This window comes from Caulobacter mirabilis, from assembly GCF_002749615.1.
Classification (GTDB): Bacteria; Pseudomonadota; Alphaproteobacteria; order Caulobacterales; family Caulobacteraceae; genus Caulobacter; species Caulobacter mirabilis.
In genome coordinates, this window is the sequence record NZ_CP024201.1 from 1,234,580 (window position 1) to 1,254,884 (window position 20,305).

Below are 20,305 nucleotides of genomic sequence, written 5' to 3' on the forward strand. Positions count from 1 at the left end.
CTCGGCGGCTTCCGCCCGCTCACCAGGCGAACTGGAAGCCGGCGCGTGCGCCGACCTCGCCGCTGTCGAAGCCGAAACCGATGCCGGCGGAGACTGAGGCCTTGTCGCTGACGCGGGCGGTGAAGGCGGCGGCGCCGGCGGTCTTGCTCTGGAAGTGGCCGATCCCGCCGGAGACGGCGAACCGGGCGCCGGGGGGCACGGCGGGGGATTCCATGGCCAGGGCCATGGCGATCCCTTCGTTGGCCTTGTCGATGTCGCGTCGGTTCAGCTGGGCCAGGTCGAAGAGGGCCGTCTGCTGGGCCTGCAGGGCCGTGATCTGGCTGGTCTGCTGGGCGTTGACCGCCTCGATCGAGGTCAGCCGGGTCGTGTGACTGGCCTGGGTGGTCTCCAGGCCGGTCAGCCTGGTGTTCTGGGTCGTGTTGACCGTCTGGACGTCGGCGATGGCGGAATTGATCCCGGCCAGGATCGTGGTGTCGCGACCGACCGTGCCGCTGGCGTCGACGGTCATCAGGCTGAGGGCGCCGGTCTGGGCGGAGGTGCTGGCGTCGATGTCGCCGATGGTCACCGACGAACCGGCCCCGCCGAGCTTCACCTGGCCGTCGCGATCGGTCTGGGCCCCGGCGCCCAGGGCGACCGAGGCGACGTGCGAGGCCGTCGCCTGCCGGCCGAGCGCCAGCGAATCCGCGCCGACGGCGCGGGCGCTGTCGCCGACCGCCGTCGCCCCTACGCCGCCAGCAAGGGATTCCCATCCGAGCGCTGTGCCGCGGGCGTGGGACACGTAGGCTCTGACGCCGACCGCGGTGCCGCCGTCAACGGCCCTGAAAGCGCTGACGGACGCTCCGGACCCTACCGCCGTGCTTTCGGCGCCGAATGCGAGCGAGCCCGCGCCCAAGGCGGTCGAGCGCGCTCCCCGAGCGGCGGCCGGCCCGAGGCGAACGAAGCCGTTTCCGTCGTTCAGGGCGGTTCCCCCAAGCGCGGTCGCGCCGTATCCGCTGGCGTCCGCGTCCTGCCCGACGGCGGTGGCGTTCTCGCCCACGGCTTCGCTGGCCGCGCCGCATTCGGTGCTGCCGGGATCCGGGCCGTTGTTGCACGGAGGCGTCGGATCCGCCCAGGCGGCGGACGTCAGCAGAAGAGCGCTCAGGCCGGAGGCGGCGAGCGCGGCGGCGCGCGTCGAAGGCAGGGGGCGCGTCATGATGTTTCTCCCACTCGGGCCGCGCGACGGCGCGGCGTTGGAGAGGGAGGCTGGCGATCCCCGACCTATGGATGGCTTACGCGAACCTCAGCGGCGCGCGGCCTCCAGCCGGGCGACCAGCTTCCGCGGGGCCTGGACCCGGTAGCTGCCCTCCAGCAGGCCGGCGACGTCGTCCCAGTCGACAGTCTCGTCCAGGAAGATCGCCGCCATGTCGGCCGGCCACAGCGGCCGGAAGAACGGCGGCTCGGTGAAATGCGTCCGGTCCAGTTCGGCGATCCGCGACCGGAAGGTCATGGCGACGGCGGGACCGTCCGTTCCCGCGGCGGTCGCGTAGACCTGGGGCTTGCCGCCGGCGATCGCGAAGACATGGGCGAAGGTGTGGGTCCGAACCCGCCAGCGCAGACCGACCCAGGCGCTCTCCTCATAGGTCTCCGGCAGGGCTCGGGCGATGGCGCGAAGCCGGGCCAGGATCTCCGGCGGGGGCAGGGGGTGTCCGGGCATGCGGCGCGGTCTCCTCGGGGTGATCGAAGCCTAGAGCGCGTCGTTCCCGAGCGGAACGAAAAAGAACATATTGCGAACGAGAACAAACCGTGCACATGATGGGTTCAAGACGGCGAGGGCGTCCTTCCGCAATCCGGCGGGGGCGGGACCAGAATCGGCATAAGGATGGGGCTTCCCATGAACCAGGCGGCTTTGAGACTCGTGACACGCGACGAAGGTGACAAGCAACGCGCGCTCGAAGCGGCGCTGGCGCAGATCGACCGGGCTTTCGGCAAGGGCTCGGTGATGAAGCTGGGCTCCAAGAGCAAGATCGAGGTCGAAGCGGTTTCGACCGGTTCGCTGGGCCTGGACATCGCGCTCGGCATCGGCGGCCTGCCCAAGGGGCGGATCGTGGAGGTCTACGGGCCGGAAAGCTCGGGCAAGACCACCCTGGCGCTGCACGTCGTGGCCGAGGTGCAGAAGGCCGGCGGCACCGCCGCCTTCGTCGACGCCGAACATGCGCTGGATCCGCAGTATGCCCGCAAGCTGGGCGTGAACCTGGATGAGCTGCTGGTGTCCCAGCCGGATACCGGCGAACAGGCGCTGGAGATCACCGACACGCTGGTGCGCTCGAACGCGGTGGACGTGATTGTCATCGACTCGGTCGCCGCCCTGACGCCGCGCGCCGAAATCGAAGGCGAGATGGGCGACAGCCTGCCGGGCCTGCAGGCGCGTCTGATGAGCCAGGCGCTGCGCAAGCTGACCGCCTCGATCTCCAAGGCCGGGACTCTGGTGATCTTCATCAACCAGATCCGCATGAAGATCGGCGTGATGTACGGCAGCCCGGAGACCACCACGGGCGGCAACGCGCTGAAGTTCTACGCCTCGGTCCGGCTGGATATCCGTCGTACCGGCTCGGTGAAGGTCCGCGACGAGATCATCGGCAACAACGTTCGGGTGAAGGTGGTCAAGAACAAGGTCGCCCCGCCGTTCCGCGAGGTCGAGTTCGACATCATGTACGGCGAGGGGATCTCCAAGCTGGGCGAGATCATCGACCTGGGCGTCAAGGCCGGGGTGATCGACAAGTCGGGCTCCTGGTTCTCCTACGGCGACCAACGTATCGGCCAGGGCCGTGACAACGTCCGGGAATTCCTGCGCAACAACCCGGACATCGCCGCCAACATCGAAAAGGCGGTGCGTGGCAACGCGGTGAAGATCGAGGAAGAGCTGCTGGTCGGCGGTCCTGAGGGCGGCGAAGACGAGTAGAGCGCCTCGGCGTGGGAAGCCAATCCAGCCCGCGCCAGAATCGCCGTCGGGCCGCCTCGCGACGGTCTAGCCCGCCAGCCCAGCCGACGCGGATCCCGTGCGGCCCATTGACGGCGAGGACGCTCGGCTCTGCCCAAGAGCCGGGCGTCCTTCTTTTGTCAGACGACGGCCATCGAATGGGCTTGAGCTGGGCCTGACCCTGATGCGATTTCGACGCTAGGCTGCCCACCCGGCGGCGGACAGAGCCTTCGCTCATCGAAGGCGACGGACCGACAGATCACACACGAAGGAACCCCATGAGCGCCTATCGGCTCACCCTGAAGACGCCCGAGGTGGCCGACTACCTTCGGCTGCGTGAGACGGCCGGGCTCTCGCCGCGCAGCCGTGAGGCCGCGGAGGCGGGGCTGCCCCATACCTTCATCGGCGTGGTCGTCGAGTTCGAGGGGCGGGCGGTGGCCATGGGGAGGATCGTCGGCGATCGCGGTCTGGTCTTCCAGGTCGTCGACATCGCGGTCGCGCCCGAGCACCAGGGGCGCGGGCTGGGGCGGATGGTCATGACCGCCCTGATGGACGAGCTAAAGGCGCGCGTCCCGGCGGAGGCCCATGTGAGCCTGAGCGCCGACGGAACCGCCTCGGCCCTCTACGGTCAGTTCGGCTTCACCGTCACCGCTCCGGCCTCGATCGGCATGGCGCAGTGGGTTCGCCGAGGCTAGGACGGCGCCCCGTTCGGTTCGGATCGGCCGTGTCCTTCTCTTCCCAGCCGCCCTCCGACAGCAGGGGTCGGTGATCGGGGCGTCCATGCCCGCCGCGAATGTCGGCTGGCCCCGGAGCCGGGGTCCCGGAAGCTCGAGACGGCGGCGAGCGCCGCTGTCCAGCCGCGCGAAGGGGGCCGGCGCCGAGGCAGCGTGATCCCGGCCCAGCCCCGGGGCCCATGCCCGCCGGGGAGCCGTCCCAACTGAGCCCGGACGGCGGGACGGCGGCGATGTCCGGAGCAGGTAAGCCCGGACCCGACATGTCCCCGGCGCGGTTCCGCTAACCCAGACGGAACGTTGGCGGCGGAAGCTGGAGCCGGCGGTCCAGCGACTCCTCGCCGCGGAAGAACCGCACGAGCAGATCCTGGACCTCCGGATGGGCCTCGAAGACGTTGTGGCCGGCGTTCTCGACGACCACGCGCGAGGCGCGGCGGAACTGCTGCTCGACCTCGGCCTGCTCCTCCAGCGGCGTGCGGCCATCGAGCGTGCCGGCGACGAGCAGCGCCGGCTGGTCGATGCGGATCGGCGCCCGGAAGTCGTCGCCGAGATCGACGTCGGGGACCGCGCCCAGCAGGTGCGGCATCGGATAGTTGAGGGCGTCGCCGAGCACGGCCGTCCGCGCCTCCTGCTCGACCATGGCGAGCCGGGCCGCCGAGATTCCCGACGCCAGGTCCGTCGCCTCGGGCATGCCGCTGACGCCGAGCAGGCCGGTCAGACGCTGAAGTACGGGGGTGACCGGCGCCAGGTTTCCGGCCTCGAGCGCCAGGTAGAGGCCCGGGATCATCGCCAGGACCCAGGGATTGGCGACCATGGTGCTCGCCAGCTGCTGGACGCCGAAGCCGCCGATGCGGACCTCCGTGGGCGCGCCGTCGACCGACAGGTTCAGCCGGAGCGGCTCGGCCTCGTAGCGGGCATGGACGCGACGCATCAGGGCGGGGAGGTCGGGAACCGCCGCGCGGACCTCGGGAGCGGCGTCGATGAGGCGGTCGACCCGGTCGAAATAGGCGTCCAGATGCGCCGGCCGCTTCACGGTCTGGTCCTGTCCTTCCAGGCTGGCCAGAGCCACGCGACGGACCCGCCCGCCGTGACGTTTCAGCACGGACAACGCCAGGTGCGTGCCGTAGCTGATCCCCCAGAGATCGATCTGCTCCACGCCGAGGTGGCGTCGCAGCGCATCGATGTCGTCGGCGTTCTCGACCGTGTTGTAGCCGCGCATGGCCACGCCGGCCGCGGTCCAGTCGGCCCAGGCGTCCTGGAACGCCTTCCGGAAATAGGTTGTCAGGCCGTCGCGCGTGAAGACGGGCGCGGGCGGCGGAACGGGCGGCGTGGGGAGATCCGGAAGGGCCGTCGACTCGCCGGTGCCGCGCTGGTCGAAGGCGATGACGTCCGCGACCTCGCGCAGGGCCATGAAGATCGGGAAGCGCGGGCCACTCGCCGTACGGCTGCCCGAGCCGCCTGGTCCGCCGGCCAGATAGACGATGGGCGGACCAGGGCGGGCCGCGGTCGATCGGAAGCGCACATAGCTGAGCTTGATCCGCCGCGACGCCGGATCGCGACGGTCCTCCGGAACCTCGAAGCTCCCGCGCTCGGCGTCGACGGTCTGGTCGTTTGGACCCTTGAAGCGGATCGGTTCGGTCCCGGCGCCCGTTCGCGCCCTGGCGAGCGACGGAAGGGCGAGCGACGGAAGGGCCAGGCCGGCGGCGGCGAGGAGGGCGCGGCGATGAAGAAGGGGCTGTGTCATGGCGTCCAATGAGCCGACGCCGCCCCGGTTCGTCGCGTCCGGATCGGCGAAAGGCGCCTGCCGATCGGTCAATGGCGCCGTCGCCCGGCGAACGGCGCTATAGAGGCGCCATGTGGCGCATCCTCATCCTCGCCGGCCTCCTGGCCGCCCTCTCGTCCGCCGCCTCGACGGCCTGGGCGCGCGAGGCGGCGTGGGCGGTCTGCACCGGTCGGCGGGCGGCGGAGGGGCCGGTGCTGCGCGACTGCCGTCCGCTCGAGGGCGTCATCGATCCCCAGGGGCGCGAACTCTGGATTCGCGCGATGGTTCAGGCGCCGTCCGGCGACGGACCCCACGCCCTCTACCTGGCCGGCGCCGCCTCTTCGGAGGCTTGGCTGAACGGACGCCGCCTCGGCGCCAACGGACGGCCCGGGGCCGACGCGGGGCAGGAGCAGCCGGGCCGCTACCAGAGCGCGCTCCCGGTCCCGGCCGCCGCCTGGAAGCCCGGCGCCAACGAGCTGGTCGTGCATCTGTCGTCGTTCCATGGCGGCCTGCCGCTGGCCCGTCCGATGGGGATGGCGGCGATCGGGCCCTATCCCCTCCCGTCGCGCCTGCCCGTGCTGGCGGTCACCCTGGCGACGGCGGGCGCCCTGGCGGCGGCGGCGTTCGGCTTCGGCGCGATCCACGGCGTCCGTCGTACGCGGTCCAGCCTGATCCTGGCGGCCCTCGCGGCGGTCGCGGCGCTGCAGGCGGCCGCGGAAACCCTGCGTCCGCTCTACAACTATCCCTATCCCCTGCACGTCTGGCGGCTCGGCCTGATCTGGCTGCTGGCGGCGGCCTTCGCGATCCTGCTGGCGACCTATGCCGCCGGGCGGTTTTCACCGCGCTGGCGACGGGGGATCGTCGGGGCGGCGCTGGTCCTGGTCGGCGGGACCGCCTTCCTGCCCGGTTTCGACAGCAAGACCGGCTGGGCGCTGCTCGCCGGCATCGTCCTGGCTCTCGCCGCCGCGTTGATCGGCGTCCGGAGCCGGGTCCCGGGCGCGCGCCCGACGGCGGCCTATCTGGCGCTCTTCATCGTCCTGGCCTTCGCTCTCCCGGAACTGTTCGTCGATCTGTCGCACTTTCTCTTCGCCGCGGGCCTGGTCCTGCCGCTGCTGATGGTCGAGGTGGTGCGGCTGGGCCGGGCCGACCTGGGCCGCGAAACCGCGCTCACCCAAGCCGTCCACCGGCCAGATCGCCTGACCGTGGCCTCCGCCAAGGGCGTGGAGTTCGTTCGCATGGCGGAGATCATCGCCATCACCGGCGCCGACGACTACGCTGAGCTTCGGTTGGCCGGCGGTCGGCGGCTGCTCCACGCCGCCCGTCTCGATCAGCTGGAGAGCGAGCTGCCGGCCGACTTCCTGCGCGTTCACCGCTCGGCGATCGCCAACCTGGCCTTTGTCCAGCGGCTGGAGCGCGCCGGCGACGGCCGTTGGCGGTTGCACCTGGCCGGGGGGGAGGTCCTGAATGTCAGCCGGTCGCGTCTGCCGGCCCTGCGAGACCAGCTCGACGATCGGGCCCCGCCCGTCGTCGCGACCGCCCTGACGACCACCGGCGCGCCACGAGAACGTCAAGACGCTCCTGTCTAGCGGCCGCCTGGATCGAAGACGCCGCCGCGGCTGGGCTATGGGCTCTCCCGGGCCGATGGGGACGTGCGCGTCCGCCCTTGCATCGCCCCCGCCGCACCCCGATCTCCCCTGACCGGGCCGCGACGGCGAATTCCTTTGTGGCCGGAGCGGGGCTTGGCTATGGAACCCCCTCACAATTCTTAACAGGCCGGGATTCCGCCGGCTCCCAGCGACGACCGGACGATGAAGAGCCTCAACGATATCCGCAGCGCGTTCCTCGACTACTTCGGCTCCAACGGCCACGCCGTGACGCCGTCGGCTCCGCTGGTGCCGCAGAACGATCCGACCCTGCTGTTCGTCAACGCCGGCATGGTGCCGTTCAAGAACGTCTTCACCGGCGCCGAGACCCCGCCCGCCCCGCGCGCGGCGTCCTCGCAGAAGTGCGTCCGCGCCGGCGGCAAGCACAACGACCTGGACAACGTCGGCTACACCGCCCGCCACCACACCTTCTTCGAGATGCTGGGCAACTTCAGCTTCGGGGACTACTTCAAGGAACAGGCGATCGAACACGCCTGGACCCTGCTGACCCGCGACTTCGCCCTGCCCAAGGACAAGCTGCTGGTCACCGTCTACCACACCGACGAGGAAGCGGCGGCGCTGTGGAAGAAGATCGCCGGCCTGGGCGACGACCGCATCATCCGCATCGCGACCAACGACAACTTCTGGTCCATGGGCGACACCGGCCCCTGCGGCCCGTGTTCAGAGATCTTCTACGACCACGGCCCGAGCATCGCCGGCGGCCCTCCGGGCAGCCCGGACGAGGACGGCGACCGGTTCATCGAGATCTGGAACCTGGTGTTCATGCAGTTCGAGCAGCACCAGGACGGCACGCGCACCAGCCTGCCCAAGCCCTCGATCGACACCGGCATGGGGCTGGAGCGGATCGCCGCGGTGATGCAGGGCGTGCACGACAACTACGACGTCGACCTGTTCCGCACCCTGATCGCGGCCAGCGAAGCGGCGACCGGCGTCAAGGCGGAGGGCGACCGCGCCCCGTCCCACCGGGTCATCGCCGATCACCTGCGCACCTCGTCCTTCCTGATCGCCGACGGCGTCGGCCCCAGCAACGAAGGCCGCGGCTACGTCCTGCGCCGGATCATGCGCCGGGCCATGCGTCACGCCCATCTGCTGGGCGCAGCCGAGCCGCTGATGCACCGCCTGGTCCCGACCCTGGTCGAGGAGATGGGCGGCGCCTATCCGGAGCTGAAGCGCGCCCAGCCGGTCATCGTCGAAACCCTGCGCCAGGAGGAGGAGCGGTTCCGCACCACCCTGGGCCGCGGCATGGGCCTGCTCGACGAGGCGACCGCGAACCTGTCGGCCGGCGGCGTGCTGTCCGGCGACGTGGCCTTCAAGCTGTACGACACCTACGGCTTCCCGCTCGACCTGACCCAGGACGCGGTGCGCGCCAAGGGCCTGACCGTCGACACCGACGGGTTCGATACGGCGATGGAGAAGCAGCGCGAGATGGCGCGCGCCAACTGGACCGGTTCCGGCCAGGCGGCTTCGGCCACGGCCTGGTTCCCGGTGCGGGACCGCGTCGGCGCGACGCAGTTCATCGGCTACGACAATGTCGACGGGACCGGCGCCTTGGTCGCTCTGATGGCCGACGGCGCCGAGGCGCAGGCGGCCGAGGCCGGCCAGACCGTCCAGGCGGTGTTCGACGTCACCCCCTTCTACGCTGAGAGCGGCGGCCAGGCGGGCGACACCGGCGTCATCGAATGGGACGGCGGCTCGGCCAAGGTGACCGACACCCAGAAACAGGCCGGTGATCTGCACGTCCATACGGTCGAGATCCTGGCCGGTTCGCTGAAGGTCGGCGACCGCGCCGCCCTGCATGTGAACCCGGACCTGCGCCTGACCACCCGCTCGAACCACTCCGCCGCCCACCTGGTCCACGCGGCCCTGCACCATGTGCTGGGCGCGCACGTGGCGCAGAAGGGCCAGATGGTCGACGGCGAGCGCATGCGCTTCGACTTCAGCCACGGCGGCCCGCTGACCGGCGCCGAGCTGGAGGCCATCGAGGCCGAGGTCAACGCGGTGATCCGCCAGAATATCCCGGCCAAGACCGAGCTGATGGCTCCGCAGGCCGCCATCGAAGCCGGCGCAGTGGCGCTGTTCGGCGAGAAGTACGGCGACGAGGTCCGCGTCCTGACGCTGGGCCAGTCGCTGACCGAGGCCGGCAAGGCTTACTCGGTCGAGCTGTGCGGCGGCACGCACGTGGGCCGTACCGGCGACATCGCCCTGTTCAAGATCGTGTCGGAACAGGGCATCGCCGCCGGCGTGCGCCGCATCGAGGCCCTGACCGGCGAGGCGGCGCGCCGCTTCCTGCTCGACCAGGCCGGCGTCGCCAAGGATCTGGCCGATCGCTTCAAGGTTCCGGTGGCCGAGGTGGCCGCCCGCGTCGAGGCGCTCGACGCCCAGCGTCGCACGCTCGAGAAGCAGCTGGCCGAGGCCAAGAAGCAGCTCGCGCTCGGCGGGGGCGGCGGCGCGGCGGCGGGCCCCGAGGACGTCAATGGCGTGGCCTTCATCGGCCGGGTCATGGACGGCGTCGGCGGCAAGGATCTGCGCGGCCTGATCGAGGAGTTCCGCAAACAGGCCGCCGTGGTGGCGCTGGTCGGGACCAACGAAGGCAAGGCCGCGGTGGCGGTCGCCGTCTCGCCGGAGCTGGTCGGCCGCTTCAGCGCCGCCGAGCTGGCCAAGGCGGCCGTGATCGCCATGGGCGGGCAGGGCGCCGGCGGCAAGCCGGACTTCGCCCAGGGCGGCGCCCCTGACGACAGCAAGGCCGCCGAAGGCGTCGCCGCGGTCAAGGCCGCGCTGGCGGGGTAGGCGGGGCGGCCCCTCGCAAGAGCGGGGGACTGGCTGCGGCGGGTGCTGAAACCGCGGGATCCGAACTGAATACCGGTCGTCCCGGCGAAGGCCGGGACCCAGCTTCAGGCTCGGCGATGGGTGACCATGCGCTGAAGCATCGCCCTATGATCTGGATCCCGGCCTTCGCCGGGATGACCGGCAATAGGGCTGACCCCAACCCTAGCCCGCCGCCTCATGGCGCATCGCCTCGGCGGCGAGGGCGACGTGTTCGGGAATGCGGCCGTCGGCCTTCCGCTCGCTGTAGCGGTCGACCAGATAGGCGGCCCGGTCGCGGGTCAGCAGGGTGAGCTTCACCAGCTCCTCCATCACGTCCACGACCCGGTCGTAGTAGGCGGAGGGCCGCATCCGGTCGGTCTCGTCGAACTCCCGGTAGGCCATCGGCACGGACGACTGGTTGGGGATGGTGATCATCCGCATCCAACGGCCCAGCAGGCGCAGGGTGTTGACCGCGTTGAACGACTGCGAGCCGCCGCTGACCTGCATGACGGCCAGGGTCCTGCCCTGAGTGGGACGGACGCTGCCGATCTCCAGCGGAATCCAGTCGATCTGGGACTTCATCACGCCGGTGATGGCGCCGTGCCGTTCCGGACTGCACCAGACCTGGCCTTCGGACCACAGCGACAGCGCCCGCAGTTCCTGGACCTTCGGATGATCCGGGCCCGTCGCATCCGGGAGCGGCAGATCGCGCGGGTCGAAGATCCGGGTCTCGCAGCCCAGCGCCTGAAGAATGCGTGCGGCTTCCTCGACCAGCAGGCGGCTGAACGACCGTTCCCGCAGCGACCCGTACAGCAGCAGGATGCGCGGCGGATGCGTCGAAGGCTGCACGGTTTCCAGCCGTCGTGGGTCGATCTGGGCGAGGAACTCCGGGGCGAGGGCGGGGAACTCAGTCACGAGAGACTCCAAGCATGGCCGTTGAATTATCTTATAATTCCAGTATATTGGAAATATGGAATCTAATGCCGCTGTCAACATGCTCTCAGCCCTCGGCCACGAGGGGCGCCTGGCGATCTTCCGCCTGCTGGTGAAGGCCGGTCCGGACGGCGTGGCGGCCGGCGAGATCGCGCGGGCGCTGGAGGTTCTGCCCAACAGCCTCTCCGCCAATCTCAACATCCTGTCGCACGCCAACCTGGTCACGTCCCGCCGTGCGGGCCGCTCGATCATCTACACGGCCGACTATGGCGCGATGAGCGGACTGCTGGGCTTCCTCATGGAGGACTGCTGCAACGGCGCGCCGGAAGTCTGCGCGCCGCTCGGCTCGATCCTCTCCCGCGCCGGCGGCTGCGGCCCCGGCGTGGTCGTCTGATCCTCTCCGATCATGGGCGCCTTCAGCCTGTCGCGACGGCTCGCCGCCGAAGGCCTGGGAAGCGCCCTGCTGCTGGCCGTCGTCGTCGGGTCCGGCGTCATGGGAGAGCGCCTCGCCGGCGGAAACGCGGCGCTCGCCCTGTTGGCCAACAGCCTGGCGACGGGCGCCGCGCTCGTGGTCCTCATCTGGGTGCTCGGGCCGATCTCGGGCGCGCATTTCAATCCGGCGGTGACCCTGGTCGCGGCGCTGCGGCGCGATCTGCCGTGGCGAACGGCGTTGGCCTATCCGATCGCGCAGGTCGTCGGCGCGGCGGCGGGCGTCTGGGCGGCGCACGCCATGTTCGGCGAGCCTATCCTGCAGAGCTCCGCCAGGTTGCGTGACGGCGAAGCCCTGGTCTTCTCCGAGGTCGTGGCGACCTTCGGTCTTCTCGCGGTCATCCTCGGCGCAGGGCGCCTTCGGCCCGAGAGCGTCGCGCCGGCGGTCGGCCTCTACATCGTGGCCGCCTACTGGTTCACGGCCTCGACGTCCTTCGCCAACCCGGCCGCCACGATCGCGCGCAGCCTGTCCGACACCTTTGCCGGCATCGCGCCGTCCAGCGCGCCGGCCTTCATCCTGGCCCAGCTCGTCGGAGCGCTGCTGGCGGCGGGCGTCTTCGGTTGGCTTCTCAAGGCGGAGGAGGGATCATGACCGACGCCGACTTACCCATCACTATCTTCCACAATCCGGCCTGCGGAACGTCGCGCAACACGGTCGCCATGGTGCTGGCGGCCGGCTACGCGCCGACCGTGGTCGACTATCTCCAGACCGGATGGACCGGCGAGCAGCTCCGCGATCTGGCCGGCAGGGCGGGCCTGTCGTTGCGCCAGCTCCTGCGCGAAAAAGGCTCGCCCGCCGAAACGCTGGGGCTGCTCGCCGAAGGCGTCGACGAGGAGCGGCTTCTCGTGGCGATGCTCGACCATCCCATCCTGGTGAACCGGCCGATCGTCGCGACGCCGAAGGGCGTGAAGCTCTGCCGTCCGTCGGAAGTCGTGTTCGACCTGTTGGAGCGAAGGCCCGCCAGCTTCACGAAGGAGGACGGCGAGGTGGTGACGCCCTAGGCCGGGCGCCGCCTCACGCATACGCGGCCCAGCCCCGCCAGGCGAAGGCGGCGTAGAAGGGCGTCACCGTCTGGAAGCCGGCATGCCGCAGGATCGCCTCGTCCTCCTCCGGGCTGAGCATGTGCAGCTGGGCGGCGACGGCCGCGCGGGCGCCCTCGGCCTGGGCCGGGTCGACGCCCGAGGCGACGGCGAAGGCGGCGTAGCGCGCCAGCCAATCCTCGCGTGCGTCCCGCGGCGCGCTGGCGTGGGCCATGACGAAGGGCGCGCCGGGACGCAGGCGGCGACGGATCTCGACCAGGGTGCGCCGGCGTTCGTCGGCCGGGAGGAAGTGGAGAGTCAGCAGGCAGGCGGCGGCGTCGAACGGCCCCTCGGGCGCGTCGTCGACATAGCCCTCGTGCAGGCGGGCCCGGGACGCCAACGGTCCCAACGTCCGCTCGGCCAGCCGCAGCATCTCGCCGGCCGGGTCGACGCCGTCGAAGGTCCAGCCCGGGTGGGCTTCGGCGAAGACCTTCATCTCCAGCCCGCCGCCGGCGCCCAGGACCAGCACTCGGGCGTCCGTCGGAGCCCGCTCGGCCAGCATCAGCGCCGCCATCCGCTGGAGGTCGGCGAAGCCCGGCACGAAGCGTGGCGGCCCCTCGGCGTAGCGGGCCACGGCGTCGGGGTTGGAGAAGTGGGCGAGCAGGGCGTTCATCGGCGATCTCCGGTCGTGAAACTTTCTCGCCACTTAAAATGTTACGTGATGAGGGTCGGCGCAACCATCGTCGCGCCAGTTTCGCGCCAGAAGCGCCTAGAGGCCCATCCTGAGAACGCCCACCACCACGGGACTAGTCGGATCCAGGGCGTCGAGGGGACTCACGGCCAGCACCTGGGCCACCGTGTCCGTTGCCGAGAGCCGGGCGGCCCAGGTTTCCATGGTCCGGTCCTTGGAGAGGGGCTTGGGCGGCGCGACCTGCCGCCAGCGTTGCTCGCCCAGGGCGGCGCGATACGTTTCAACGGCTTCGACGGACCCGTACACCGACACCATACAGAACGGCATGCCATCCTGGGCGTTGACCCTTATCCGGCCGCCCTCGGCGGTCCGACGTTCATAGGCTGGGCGCTCGGCTCCGTCGGTTCCTGTTTCCGTAACCACCTGGAAGCCCGACTGCTCGACGAGATCCCGGGCCGGCAGTTTGGCGCCGATCAGCACCGGAACACAGAGGATGCCGACAGCGTCGCTGATCGCCTGCTGGGTCGACGGCGACGTCCCGGCCCCGGCGGCGAACGTCGGTGAGGCGACGATCGACAGGGCGGCGGCGAGCGCGCCGACGGGTCGTGAAAGCATGGTCCTGATCCCCCGATGGTCCGGCCCACATCTGGCCGAGGTCACCCGGCGGCGTCAAACGCCCGCCGCGGCGAAGCTCCGGCCGTAGCGGCCCGGCGGCTGGCCGACGAAGCGGCTGAAGGCGGTGCTGAAGGTGGCGGGCGAGCTGTAGCCGACGCGTTCGGCGACCTCGGCCAGGGCGACCTTGCCGCCGCGGATCAGGTCCTTGGCCAGGGCCATCCGCCAGCCGAGCAGATAGTCCATCGGCGAGGTTCCGACGACGCGGGTGAAGCGCTCGAAGAAGGTCGAGCGCGACAGGGCGGCCTCGGCGGCCAGCTGCACCACGGTCCAGGGACGGGCGGGCGAGTCGTGCATCCGGCGCAGGGCCGTCGCCAGGCGGGGGTCGCCGAGACCGCGCAACAGGCCCGGCGGGGCGTCGTCGTGCTGGGCCGCGCGGAGGGCCTCGACCATCAGCACCTCGATCAGGCGCGAGAGGATCAGGTCGCGGCCGGGGCGCTGGTCCGCCGCTTCCTCGCCGACCAGCCGGACCAGGATCGACAGCCGCTCCGCGCCGCGCATATGGACCAGGGGCGGCAGCAGGGAGACCAGCAGGTCCGCGTCCGGGGAGTCGAAGACGAAGTAGCCGCCCAGCAGCCGGGCGTTGGCGGGGCCGTCGGGATCTCCGTGCCGGACCTCGTCGGTCGGGGCCGGCGTGGTCCTGGGGTCGATCAGCCTCGCGGCGCCCGGTTCCAGGCTCGACATTACGAACCCGGGCGTGGCCGGCAGCAGCACGAAGTCGCCCGCTTCGAGCACGACCTGGGCCTGCCCCTCGACGGTCAGGCGGCAGGCGCCGTCCAGGACGGTGCAGAAGCTGGGCTGGCCGAAGTCGGTATAGCGCACGGCCCAGCGGCCGGCGCCGCTGATGCCTTTGGTGAACACCGTGCGCGGACGGAGCAGGGCGATGACGTCGGAGAGGGGGTCGATCATATTCGGACTATTGCAAAAGAAATGCGGACTTCAAATCGTATATCGTCCGGAATTCGTCGCCTATCGTCTGATCATCGAGACGAAAGGACCTCGCCATGAAGACCGTTCTGATCACCGGCTGCTCGTCGGGCTACGGCCTGGAGACCGCCCGCCATTTCCATGCCGAAGGCTGGAACGTCATCGCCACCCTGCGCCGCCCGCAGCCGGACCTGCTGCCGGCGTCGGTGCGCCAGCTGGCGCTGGACGTGACGCGCCCTGAGAGCATCGCCGCCGCCATCGCGGCCGCCGGGCCGATAGACGCCCTGGTCAACAACGCCGGCATCGGGGTGATCGGGGCCCTGGAGGCCACGACCATGGCCAAGACCCGCCAGGTCTTCGAGACCAACACCTTCGGGGTGATCGCCATGTGCCAGGCCGTCGTCCCGCAGTTCCGCCGGCGGGGCTCGGGGGTGATCGTCAACGTGACCTCCAGTGTCACCCTGGCCGCGATGCCGCTGGCCTCGGTCTATACGGGCAGCAAGACGGCCATCCAGGGCTTCACCGGCTCGCTGGCGCTGGAACTGGCGGCGTTCGGCGTGCGCGCCAAGCTGGTCGAGCCGGGCTATGGTCCCGGCACCCGCTTCACCCAGAACAGCGACGTCAGCCTCGACGACATGATCCCCCCGGCCTACCGGCCGTTCGCCGAGCCGATCCTGTCGGCCTTCGCCCAGCCGGGCCTGATCACCACCGCCGAGGACGTCGCCGAGACGGTCTGGCGGGCGGTCAATGACGCTTCCGCGCGGCTGCGCTATCCGGCCGGCCCCGACGCCTTGGCGCTGGCGGCCCAGGCGTCCGCCGCCTGATCCGGCGCGCGGCCTGTCTCCGCTTTACGGGCGACGCCGGCGCGGCTAGAAGCGCCGGCGATGGCCTTGAGCATGACCAAAGCGATTACCTGCAAAACGACCCGCCGCGGCGGGGCGTTGGCGGGTGCGTGCGCGGTCTGACGCGAGCATCCGGACCAAAGCCCCGCCGATGCGCGGGGCGGCCTCCTCAAACGACATCGGCTGTTCACCGCGCGTCCGCATCCATGAGGAGACGCACGTCATGAACCCCAGATTTTCCCCTTCGAACCCCGCGCATGTCGGCATCGTCGGCGCCACCGGCCTGGTCGGCGGCATGATGCGCGAGCTGTTGGCCGAGCGCGGCTTCCCCGTCGCTTCGCTGCGCCTGTTCGCCTCGGCCCGATCGGCCGGGACGCGTCTGCCCTGGCGCGGCGGCGAGGTCGTGGTCGAGGACGCCGACCAGGCGGACTACGCGGGTCTCGACCTGGTGTTCTTCTCGGCCGGCGGGTCGACGGCGCTGGCCCTGGCGCCGCGCGTCGCGGCGACGGGCGCGATCGTCATCGACAACTCCTCGGCCTGGCGCGCCGACCCCGCGGCGCCGCTGGTCGTGCCGGAAGCCAACGCCCACGCCCTGGCCTCGATCCCCAAGGGGATCGTCGCCAACCCCAACTGCACGACCATGGCGGCCATGCCGGTGCTGAAGCCGCTGCATGCGGCCGCCGGCCTGAAGCGGCTGGTGGTCAGCACCTACCAGGCGGCGTCGGGGGGCGGCGTGGCCGGCATTCGCGAGCTGGCCGATCAGCTGGCGGCGGGCGAGGGCGGCGCGGCCGAAGCCCTGGCGCGCGACGGCGAGGCGGTGGCCTTCCCGCCGCCGGCCAAGTGGGCGGCGCCGCTGGCCTACAACGCCGTGCCGCTGAACTACCGGCTGGTCGAGGACGGCTACACCGAGGAAGAACTCAAGCTGCGCGACGAGACCCGCAAGATCCTGGAGATCCCCGACCTGCCCGTCTCGGCGACCTGTGTCCGGGTGCCGGTGTTCACGGGTCACTCGCTGTCGATCAACGCCGAGTTCGAGCGGCCGATCTCGGTCGAGGAGGCTGAGGGGCTGCTGGCGAACGCGCCGGGCGTTGAGCTGACCGACGTTCCCAACCCTCTGGCCGCCGCCGGTCGGGATCCGGTGCTGGTGGGGCGGGTTCGGCCGGATCCGACGGTCGCCCACGGCCTGGTCCTGTTCGTCAGCAGCGACAACCTGCGCAAGGGCGCGGCGCTCAATGCGATCCAGATCGCCGAGGCGCTGACGGCCTAGGGCCGCGCAATCCACCTGAAGGACGGAGGGGACACGTACGCTCTGCGTCCATGTCCCCAGCGTCGGATGGGGACATGCTCCCGCGGGGGGCGTGTCCCCAAAGGCCGGTGAAGGCTTCGACCTGATATCCGGGGGCCAGGGCGGCGAGCTGGTCGCGGCGCCTTGACGGTGAACTCCATCGCGGTGCGGGGGACGCTCGGCCGAACGGGACGGGCGGCGCGGCGTGATTGGCAGGGGCGGTTTGCCCAGGTGAGCAAGCGTTCCTGACGGCGGCCCTCTCCGCTGTGCTTCACAGGGGCCCCCGGGTTCCAAGGGAGAGGTCGAGTGCGGGTGAGGCCTATCGGCTTCGCCTCCGCGAGGTCCCCTTGCAGAGAGACTCCGCCCAGGTGATCGAACGCTCCTGACGGCAGCCCTCTCCACCATGCTTCGCATGGTCCCCCTCTCCCAGGGGAGAGGATCGAGTTGGGGGGCGACCCTTGCCGCCTTCCCCGTCGCCAGGCGTACCGGAAAGCGGAGACAACACATCTTCGGTACACAAGCCCCAGCGACGCCTATCGGCGAGGGGCCGAGGACGCCGGCGTCGCCATGCCAATCTGCCCGCCACACCTCACCGTCCACGCGACGAGCGTGGGGATGACGCGCCGCCCCGCCGCTTCGGCTCAGGCCTGCGGCTGGTAGAAGGCCGCCAGCTTGTTGCCGACCGGATCGCGGACATAGGCGAGGTAGTGGCCCACGCCATAGTCGGTGCGCGGACCGGCGGGGCCTTCGCAGGTCCCGCCGTTGGCCATGGCCGCGGCGTAGAAGGCGTCGACCTGCGCGTGACTCTCGGCGTGCAGCCCGATCATGATGCCGTTGCCCGCCCGGGCCGGCTCGCCGTTGTAGGGGGCGCAAAGCAGGATCACGCCGTGGTCGTCGCCCTCGGGGCCATAGGCCGCCCAGGTCCCGTGAACCCACAGCCGAACGTGCCCCAGCGCCCCCAGCGCGGCGTCGTAGAAGGCCATGGCCGTCGGCAGATCGTCGGTCCCGATGGTGATGTAGCTGACCACGGACTTGGCGGCGCTCATGAGCAGGTCTCCTGTGACGCCGGATCCGTTCCGACCCACCCGTCTCTCCCGATTCCGGAGTCTCGTCAGGCGTCGTCTTCTGGTCGATCGTGAACGATGGCCAGCTTGTTGCCGGTCGGGTCGCGCAGATAGGCCGCATACCAGGTCGGGGTGTAGTGCGGACGCGGACCCGGAGGGCCTTCGCAGACCGCCCCCGCGGCCAGGGCCGCGGCGTGGAAGGCGTCGACCTGCGCCCGGTTCTCAGCGCCGAAGGCCAGCATGGCGCCGTTGCCGGCGCTGGCCGCCTGACCGTCGAACGGGTTGCACAGCCAGAGCGTCTGGCCGTCGCCGACGCCGTCCGGACCATAGGCGACGAAGCCTGGAAACTCGTTGAACCGCGACCAGCCGAGCACCGGCATGACCGCGTCGTAGAAGGTCTTCGCCGCCGCCAGGTCGCCGGCGCCGAGCGTCAGATAGGTGATCGTCGCGGGCATGGTCCGCTCCCTCCTGCTCATCTCCCTAGGCTCCGGACGCTAGGCGCGCGAATCGAACAAATCAAGAACATTATCCTCCGAACGTGATCGTCAGGGAGGCCCGGATCGTGCGGGGGGCGATCGGCCAGATCAGGCCGTTCGGACTGCCCCAATAGCCGGCCTCGTCGGTCACGTTGGAGGCCAGCACGCGGAACTGGGCGGGTCGGCCGCCCAGCTCGAAGCGCCGGCGGGCGCCGATGTTCAGGGTGGTCTGGGCCGGGGCGCGAAGGGTGTTGGCGCTGTCGACCCAGCGCTCGTTGTTGTAGGTGACCTGGGCGTCGAGCGACCAGCCTGCGCCGAGCTGGCGTTCGATGTTGCCGTTCAGAACCACCGTGCTGATCCCGGCCGCCTCCGCCCCGACCACGCCGGCGTCGACGAGTTCCCCGCTGACCTCGGCCTCGAAGGCGACGCCGCCCAGCACGACGCTGGTCTTCTCGCCCAGCGATCCGGCCAGCGAGGCCTCGACGCCGCGGTGAGCGACTTCGCCGACCAGGCCGAACGAGCCGTCGGCGCGAAAGCCCGTGGTCGGCTTGCTGACCTCGAACAGGGCGGCGATCAGCGTCAGATCGCCGAGCGATTGGCGCACGCCCAGCTCGCGCTGTTCGGCCTCGACCGGCGCCAGCACCTCGAAGGCGTTGGTCGCCGACTGCGGCGCCGAGCCGGTCTCCTCCAGGCCGGTCACCCAGCTGGCGAACAGGCTGGTGCGCGGCGTCGGGCTCCAGATGACCGAGGCGTTGTAGAGGGTGGTCTCGTCCTGGCCGCGCGTCACCGGGCCGGCGACGCTCTCGACGGTCTTCTCGTAGCGGGTGCGATGGACGCCGAGACGCAGCTGCAACCTGTCGTTCCAGGACAGGCCGTAGCCCAGGCTGGCCGTGGTCTGATCCACGCGATCCTCGCCTCGCGTCCCGCGCCAGGCGACATCGGGCTTCACGGGCGTCGGTCCGGCCAGGGTGAAGTCGGGCAGGGCGACGGCATGGGTGGACGTCAGGTCCACGGTGCTGCGCCGCATCCGCAGGGAGGCGCTGACCAGATGGTTGAACGCGCCGCGGGCGAAGACGCGCGAGAGGCGCAGCTCGCCGGAGTCGGAGATGTTGGTCTTGCGCGGGGCGAGCATGGCCGAGGCCGAGACGTTTCCGGCGCCGTCGACCTTGAGCAGGGTGAAGTCGGACTCGCGGGCGTCCCAGATCGAGCGGAAGGCCGAGGCGTCGACGGTCCAGCCTCCGAGCGCGAGGTTGTAGAGCAGGCCCGTGTTGAAGCTGGTCGCCTCCACCCTGGACCCACGCGCGGCATAGTGGCGAAGCGGTTGGACGCTCGGCGGCAGAATGGTCCCGACGGCCTTGAGCCCGTAGTCGCCGTCGTAGCCGCGCTCATAGACCGTGGCGAAGGCGGTCAGGCGCTGGCTCTCGCCGAGCCGGAACCGGCCGACCAGGCCGAGGTCGACCGCTTCGCCCTCCGATCCGGCGGGCCAGCGGACCGTCGGCCGCACCACCAGTCCGCCGGCCAGCGACAGCCGGTCGTCCTCGGCGCGCCACGAGCCGTTCGCCTCGAACGTGGGGGTCTCGTAGTCGCGCATGCCGAAGCCGAGCGACAGCTGGTTGCGTTCCGAGGGCGTCCGCAGGCGGTAGTTCACCACGCCCGACGGGGCCGGGTAGGGCAGGCGGGCGGCGTTGACCCCGACTCGCACGCTGACGCCGGCCAGCACCGGATCGTTCAACGGCGAGGCGCGGACGAAATAGGCGTCGTCGATGCGGTAGGCGCCGCTGTTCTGCAGGTCGAAGCCGCGCACCTGGCCCTCGCTGTAGAGGCCCAGCTGCTCGATGCCGGCGCGCTCCCCGAAGGCGTCGGCGGCGGCGCGGACGGCGTTGTCCTGCGCCAGGGCGGACCCGGCGGCCATCGATGCTGCCATCGACGCGGTGAGGGCGGAGACGGCTGCGGCGAAACGTTGCATTGTTGTAATCCCGGTTGAACTG

The 20,305-nt window shown here is 70.8% G+C and carries 19 protein-coding genes; 9 read left to right on the forward strand and 10 right to left on the reverse strand.

Translation table 11 applies throughout. The annotated features are described in order from the left end of the window. Positions 1 to 19 precede the first annotated feature (19 nt). Together CSW64_RS05990 and CSW64_RS05995 are read right to left on the reverse strand one after the other, a co-directional pair. On the reverse strand, positions 20 to 1,192 hold the full coding sequence (locus CSW64_RS05990; protein ID WP_099621251.1) for a YadA-like family protein: 1,173 nt from the start codon (positions 1,190 to 1,192) through the stop codon (positions 20 to 22). An 87-nt stretch (positions 1,193 to 1,279) separates the two neighbouring features. Next, a complete protein-coding gene (locus tag CSW64_RS05995) occupies positions 1,280 to 1,693 on the reverse strand; it encodes a hypothetical protein (protein WP_099621252.1) in 414 nt (137 codons plus the stop codon). A gap of 177 nt (positions 1,694 to 1,870) precedes the next feature. Here CSW64_RS05995 and recA point away from each other — a divergent pair, with 177 nt between their 5' ends. Both recA and CSW64_RS06005 read left to right on the forward strand, forming a co-directional pair. Further along, positions 1,871 to 2,938, forward strand: a complete 1,068-nt coding sequence (gene recA / locus CSW64_RS06000; RefSeq protein ID WP_099621253.1) for a recombinase RecA — start codon at positions 1,871 to 1,873, stop codon at positions 2,936 to 2,938. 296 nt (positions 2,939 to 3,234) lie between these two features. Next, on the forward strand, positions 3,235 to 3,651 hold the full coding sequence (locus CSW64_RS06005) for a GNAT family N-acetyltransferase (protein ID WP_099621254.1): 417 nt from the start codon (positions 3,235 to 3,237) through the stop codon (positions 3,649 to 3,651). A gap of 319 nt (positions 3,652 to 3,970) precedes the next feature. On the opposite strand, the gene CSW64_RS06010 is transcribed toward CSW64_RS06005, so the two are convergent. Then, positions 3,971 to 5,431 (reverse strand): alpha/beta fold hydrolase, encoded by a 1,461-nt coding sequence (locus CSW64_RS06010; RefSeq protein ID WP_099624133.1) that lies wholly within the window; start codon positions 5,429 to 5,431, stop codon positions 3,971 to 3,973. A gap of 110 nt (positions 5,432 to 5,541) precedes the next feature. Between CSW64_RS06010 and CSW64_RS06015 the strand changes: the two genes are divergently transcribed. Beyond that, positions 5,542 to 7,035, forward strand: a complete 1,494-nt coding sequence (locus CSW64_RS06015) for a LytR/AlgR family response regulator transcription factor (protein ID WP_099621255.1) — start codon at positions 5,542 to 5,544, stop codon at positions 7,033 to 7,035. A gap of 222 nt (positions 7,036 to 7,257) precedes the next feature. Beyond that, complete coding sequence (alaS, locus tag CSW64_RS06020; RefSeq protein WP_099621256.1) at positions 7,258 to 9,900, forward strand: alanine--tRNA ligase; 2,643 nt, start codon at positions 7,258 to 7,260, stop codon at positions 9,898 to 9,900. A gap of 201 nt (positions 9,901 to 10,101) precedes the next feature. Here the strand turns inward: alaS and arsH are convergent, their stop codons facing one another. Beyond that, a complete protein-coding gene (gene arsH / locus CSW64_RS06025; protein WP_099621257.1) occupies positions 10,102 to 10,833 on the reverse strand; it encodes an arsenical resistance protein ArsH in 732 nt (243 codons plus the stop codon). A 55-nt stretch (positions 10,834 to 10,888) separates the two neighbouring features. Here arsH and CSW64_RS06030 point away from each other — a divergent pair, with 55 nt between their 5' ends. From CSW64_RS06030 to arsC, 3 genes are read left to right on the forward strand one after another with little or no spacing between them, the layout of a single operon-like run. Then, positions 10,889 to 11,245 carry an ArsR/SmtB family transcription factor gene (locus tag CSW64_RS06030; RefSeq protein WP_099621258.1) on the forward strand — a complete coding sequence of 119 codons (357 nt, stop codon included), beginning with the start codon at positions 10,889 to 10,891 and terminating at the stop codon, positions 11,243 to 11,245. Between the two features lie 12 nt (positions 11,246 to 11,257). Beyond that, on the forward strand, positions 11,258 to 11,932 hold the full coding sequence (locus CSW64_RS06035; RefSeq protein ID WP_099621259.1) for an aquaporin: 675 nt from the start codon (positions 11,258 to 11,260) through the stop codon (positions 11,930 to 11,932). Then, positions 11,929 to 12,342: an arsenate reductase (glutaredoxin) gene (arsC, locus tag CSW64_RS06040; protein ID WP_099621260.1), complete on the forward strand. Its 414-nt coding sequence runs from the start codon at positions 11,929 to 11,931 to the stop codon at positions 12,340 to 12,342. The genes CSW64_RS06035 and arsC overlap by 4 nt, the downstream gene beginning before the upstream one ends. 13 nt (positions 12,343 to 12,355) lie before the next feature. Here arsC and CSW64_RS06045 read toward each other — a convergent pair whose 3' ends face one another. From CSW64_RS06045 to CSW64_RS06055, 3 genes are all read right to left on the reverse strand, one after another. Then, complete coding sequence (locus CSW64_RS06045; protein ID WP_099621261.1) at positions 12,356 to 13,033, reverse strand: class I SAM-dependent methyltransferase; 678 nt, start codon at positions 13,031 to 13,033, stop codon at positions 12,356 to 12,358. A 96-nt stretch (positions 13,034 to 13,129) separates the two neighbouring features. Then, positions 13,130 to 13,666: a hypothetical protein gene (locus CSW64_RS06050; protein ID WP_099621262.1), complete on the reverse strand. Its 537-nt coding sequence runs from the start codon at positions 13,664 to 13,666 to the stop codon at positions 13,130 to 13,132. Positions 13,667 to 13,720: 54 nt separating this feature from the next. Beyond that, entirely contained in the window at positions 13,721 to 14,632 is a 912-nt protein-coding gene (locus CSW64_RS06055) for an AraC family transcriptional regulator (RefSeq protein WP_099621263.1), read from the reverse strand. A gap of 95 nt (positions 14,633 to 14,727) precedes the next feature. On the opposite strand from CSW64_RS06055, the gene CSW64_RS06060 reads away from it, so the two are divergent. Together CSW64_RS06060 and CSW64_RS06065 are read left to right on the forward strand one after the other, a co-directional pair. Next, on the forward strand, positions 14,728 to 15,474 hold the full coding sequence (locus CSW64_RS06060) for an SDR family oxidoreductase (RefSeq protein WP_099621264.1): 747 nt from the start codon (positions 14,728 to 14,730) through the stop codon (positions 15,472 to 15,474). 241 nt (positions 15,475 to 15,715) lie between these two features. After that, a complete protein-coding gene (locus CSW64_RS06065; protein ID WP_099621265.1) occupies positions 15,716 to 16,759 on the forward strand; it encodes an aspartate-semialdehyde dehydrogenase in 1,044 nt (347 codons plus the stop codon). A gap of 659 nt (positions 16,760 to 17,418) precedes the next feature. Here the strand turns inward: CSW64_RS06065 and CSW64_RS06070 are convergent. The 3 genes from CSW64_RS06070 to CSW64_RS06080 all read right to left on the reverse strand — a co-directional run bounded on the left by CSW64_RS06070 (position 17,419) and on the right by CSW64_RS06080 (position 20,229). Further along, positions 17,419 to 17,823, reverse strand: a complete 405-nt coding sequence (locus CSW64_RS06070) for a VOC family protein (RefSeq protein ID WP_245863845.1) — start codon at positions 17,821 to 17,823, stop codon at positions 17,419 to 17,421. Between the two features lie 65 nt (positions 17,824 to 17,888). Beyond that, the gene (locus CSW64_RS06075) at positions 17,889 to 18,296 is read right to left on the reverse strand and encodes a VOC family protein (protein WP_099621266.1); all 408 of its coding nucleotides are present in this window, start codon (positions 18,294 to 18,296) and stop codon (positions 17,889 to 17,891) included. Positions 18,297 to 18,366: 70 nt separating this feature from the next. Further along, positions 18,367 to 20,229, reverse strand: a complete 1,863-nt coding sequence (locus CSW64_RS06080) for a TonB-dependent receptor (RefSeq protein WP_150131344.1) — start codon at positions 20,227 to 20,229, stop codon at positions 18,367 to 18,369. Positions 20,230 to 20,305: the final 76 nt, after the last annotated feature.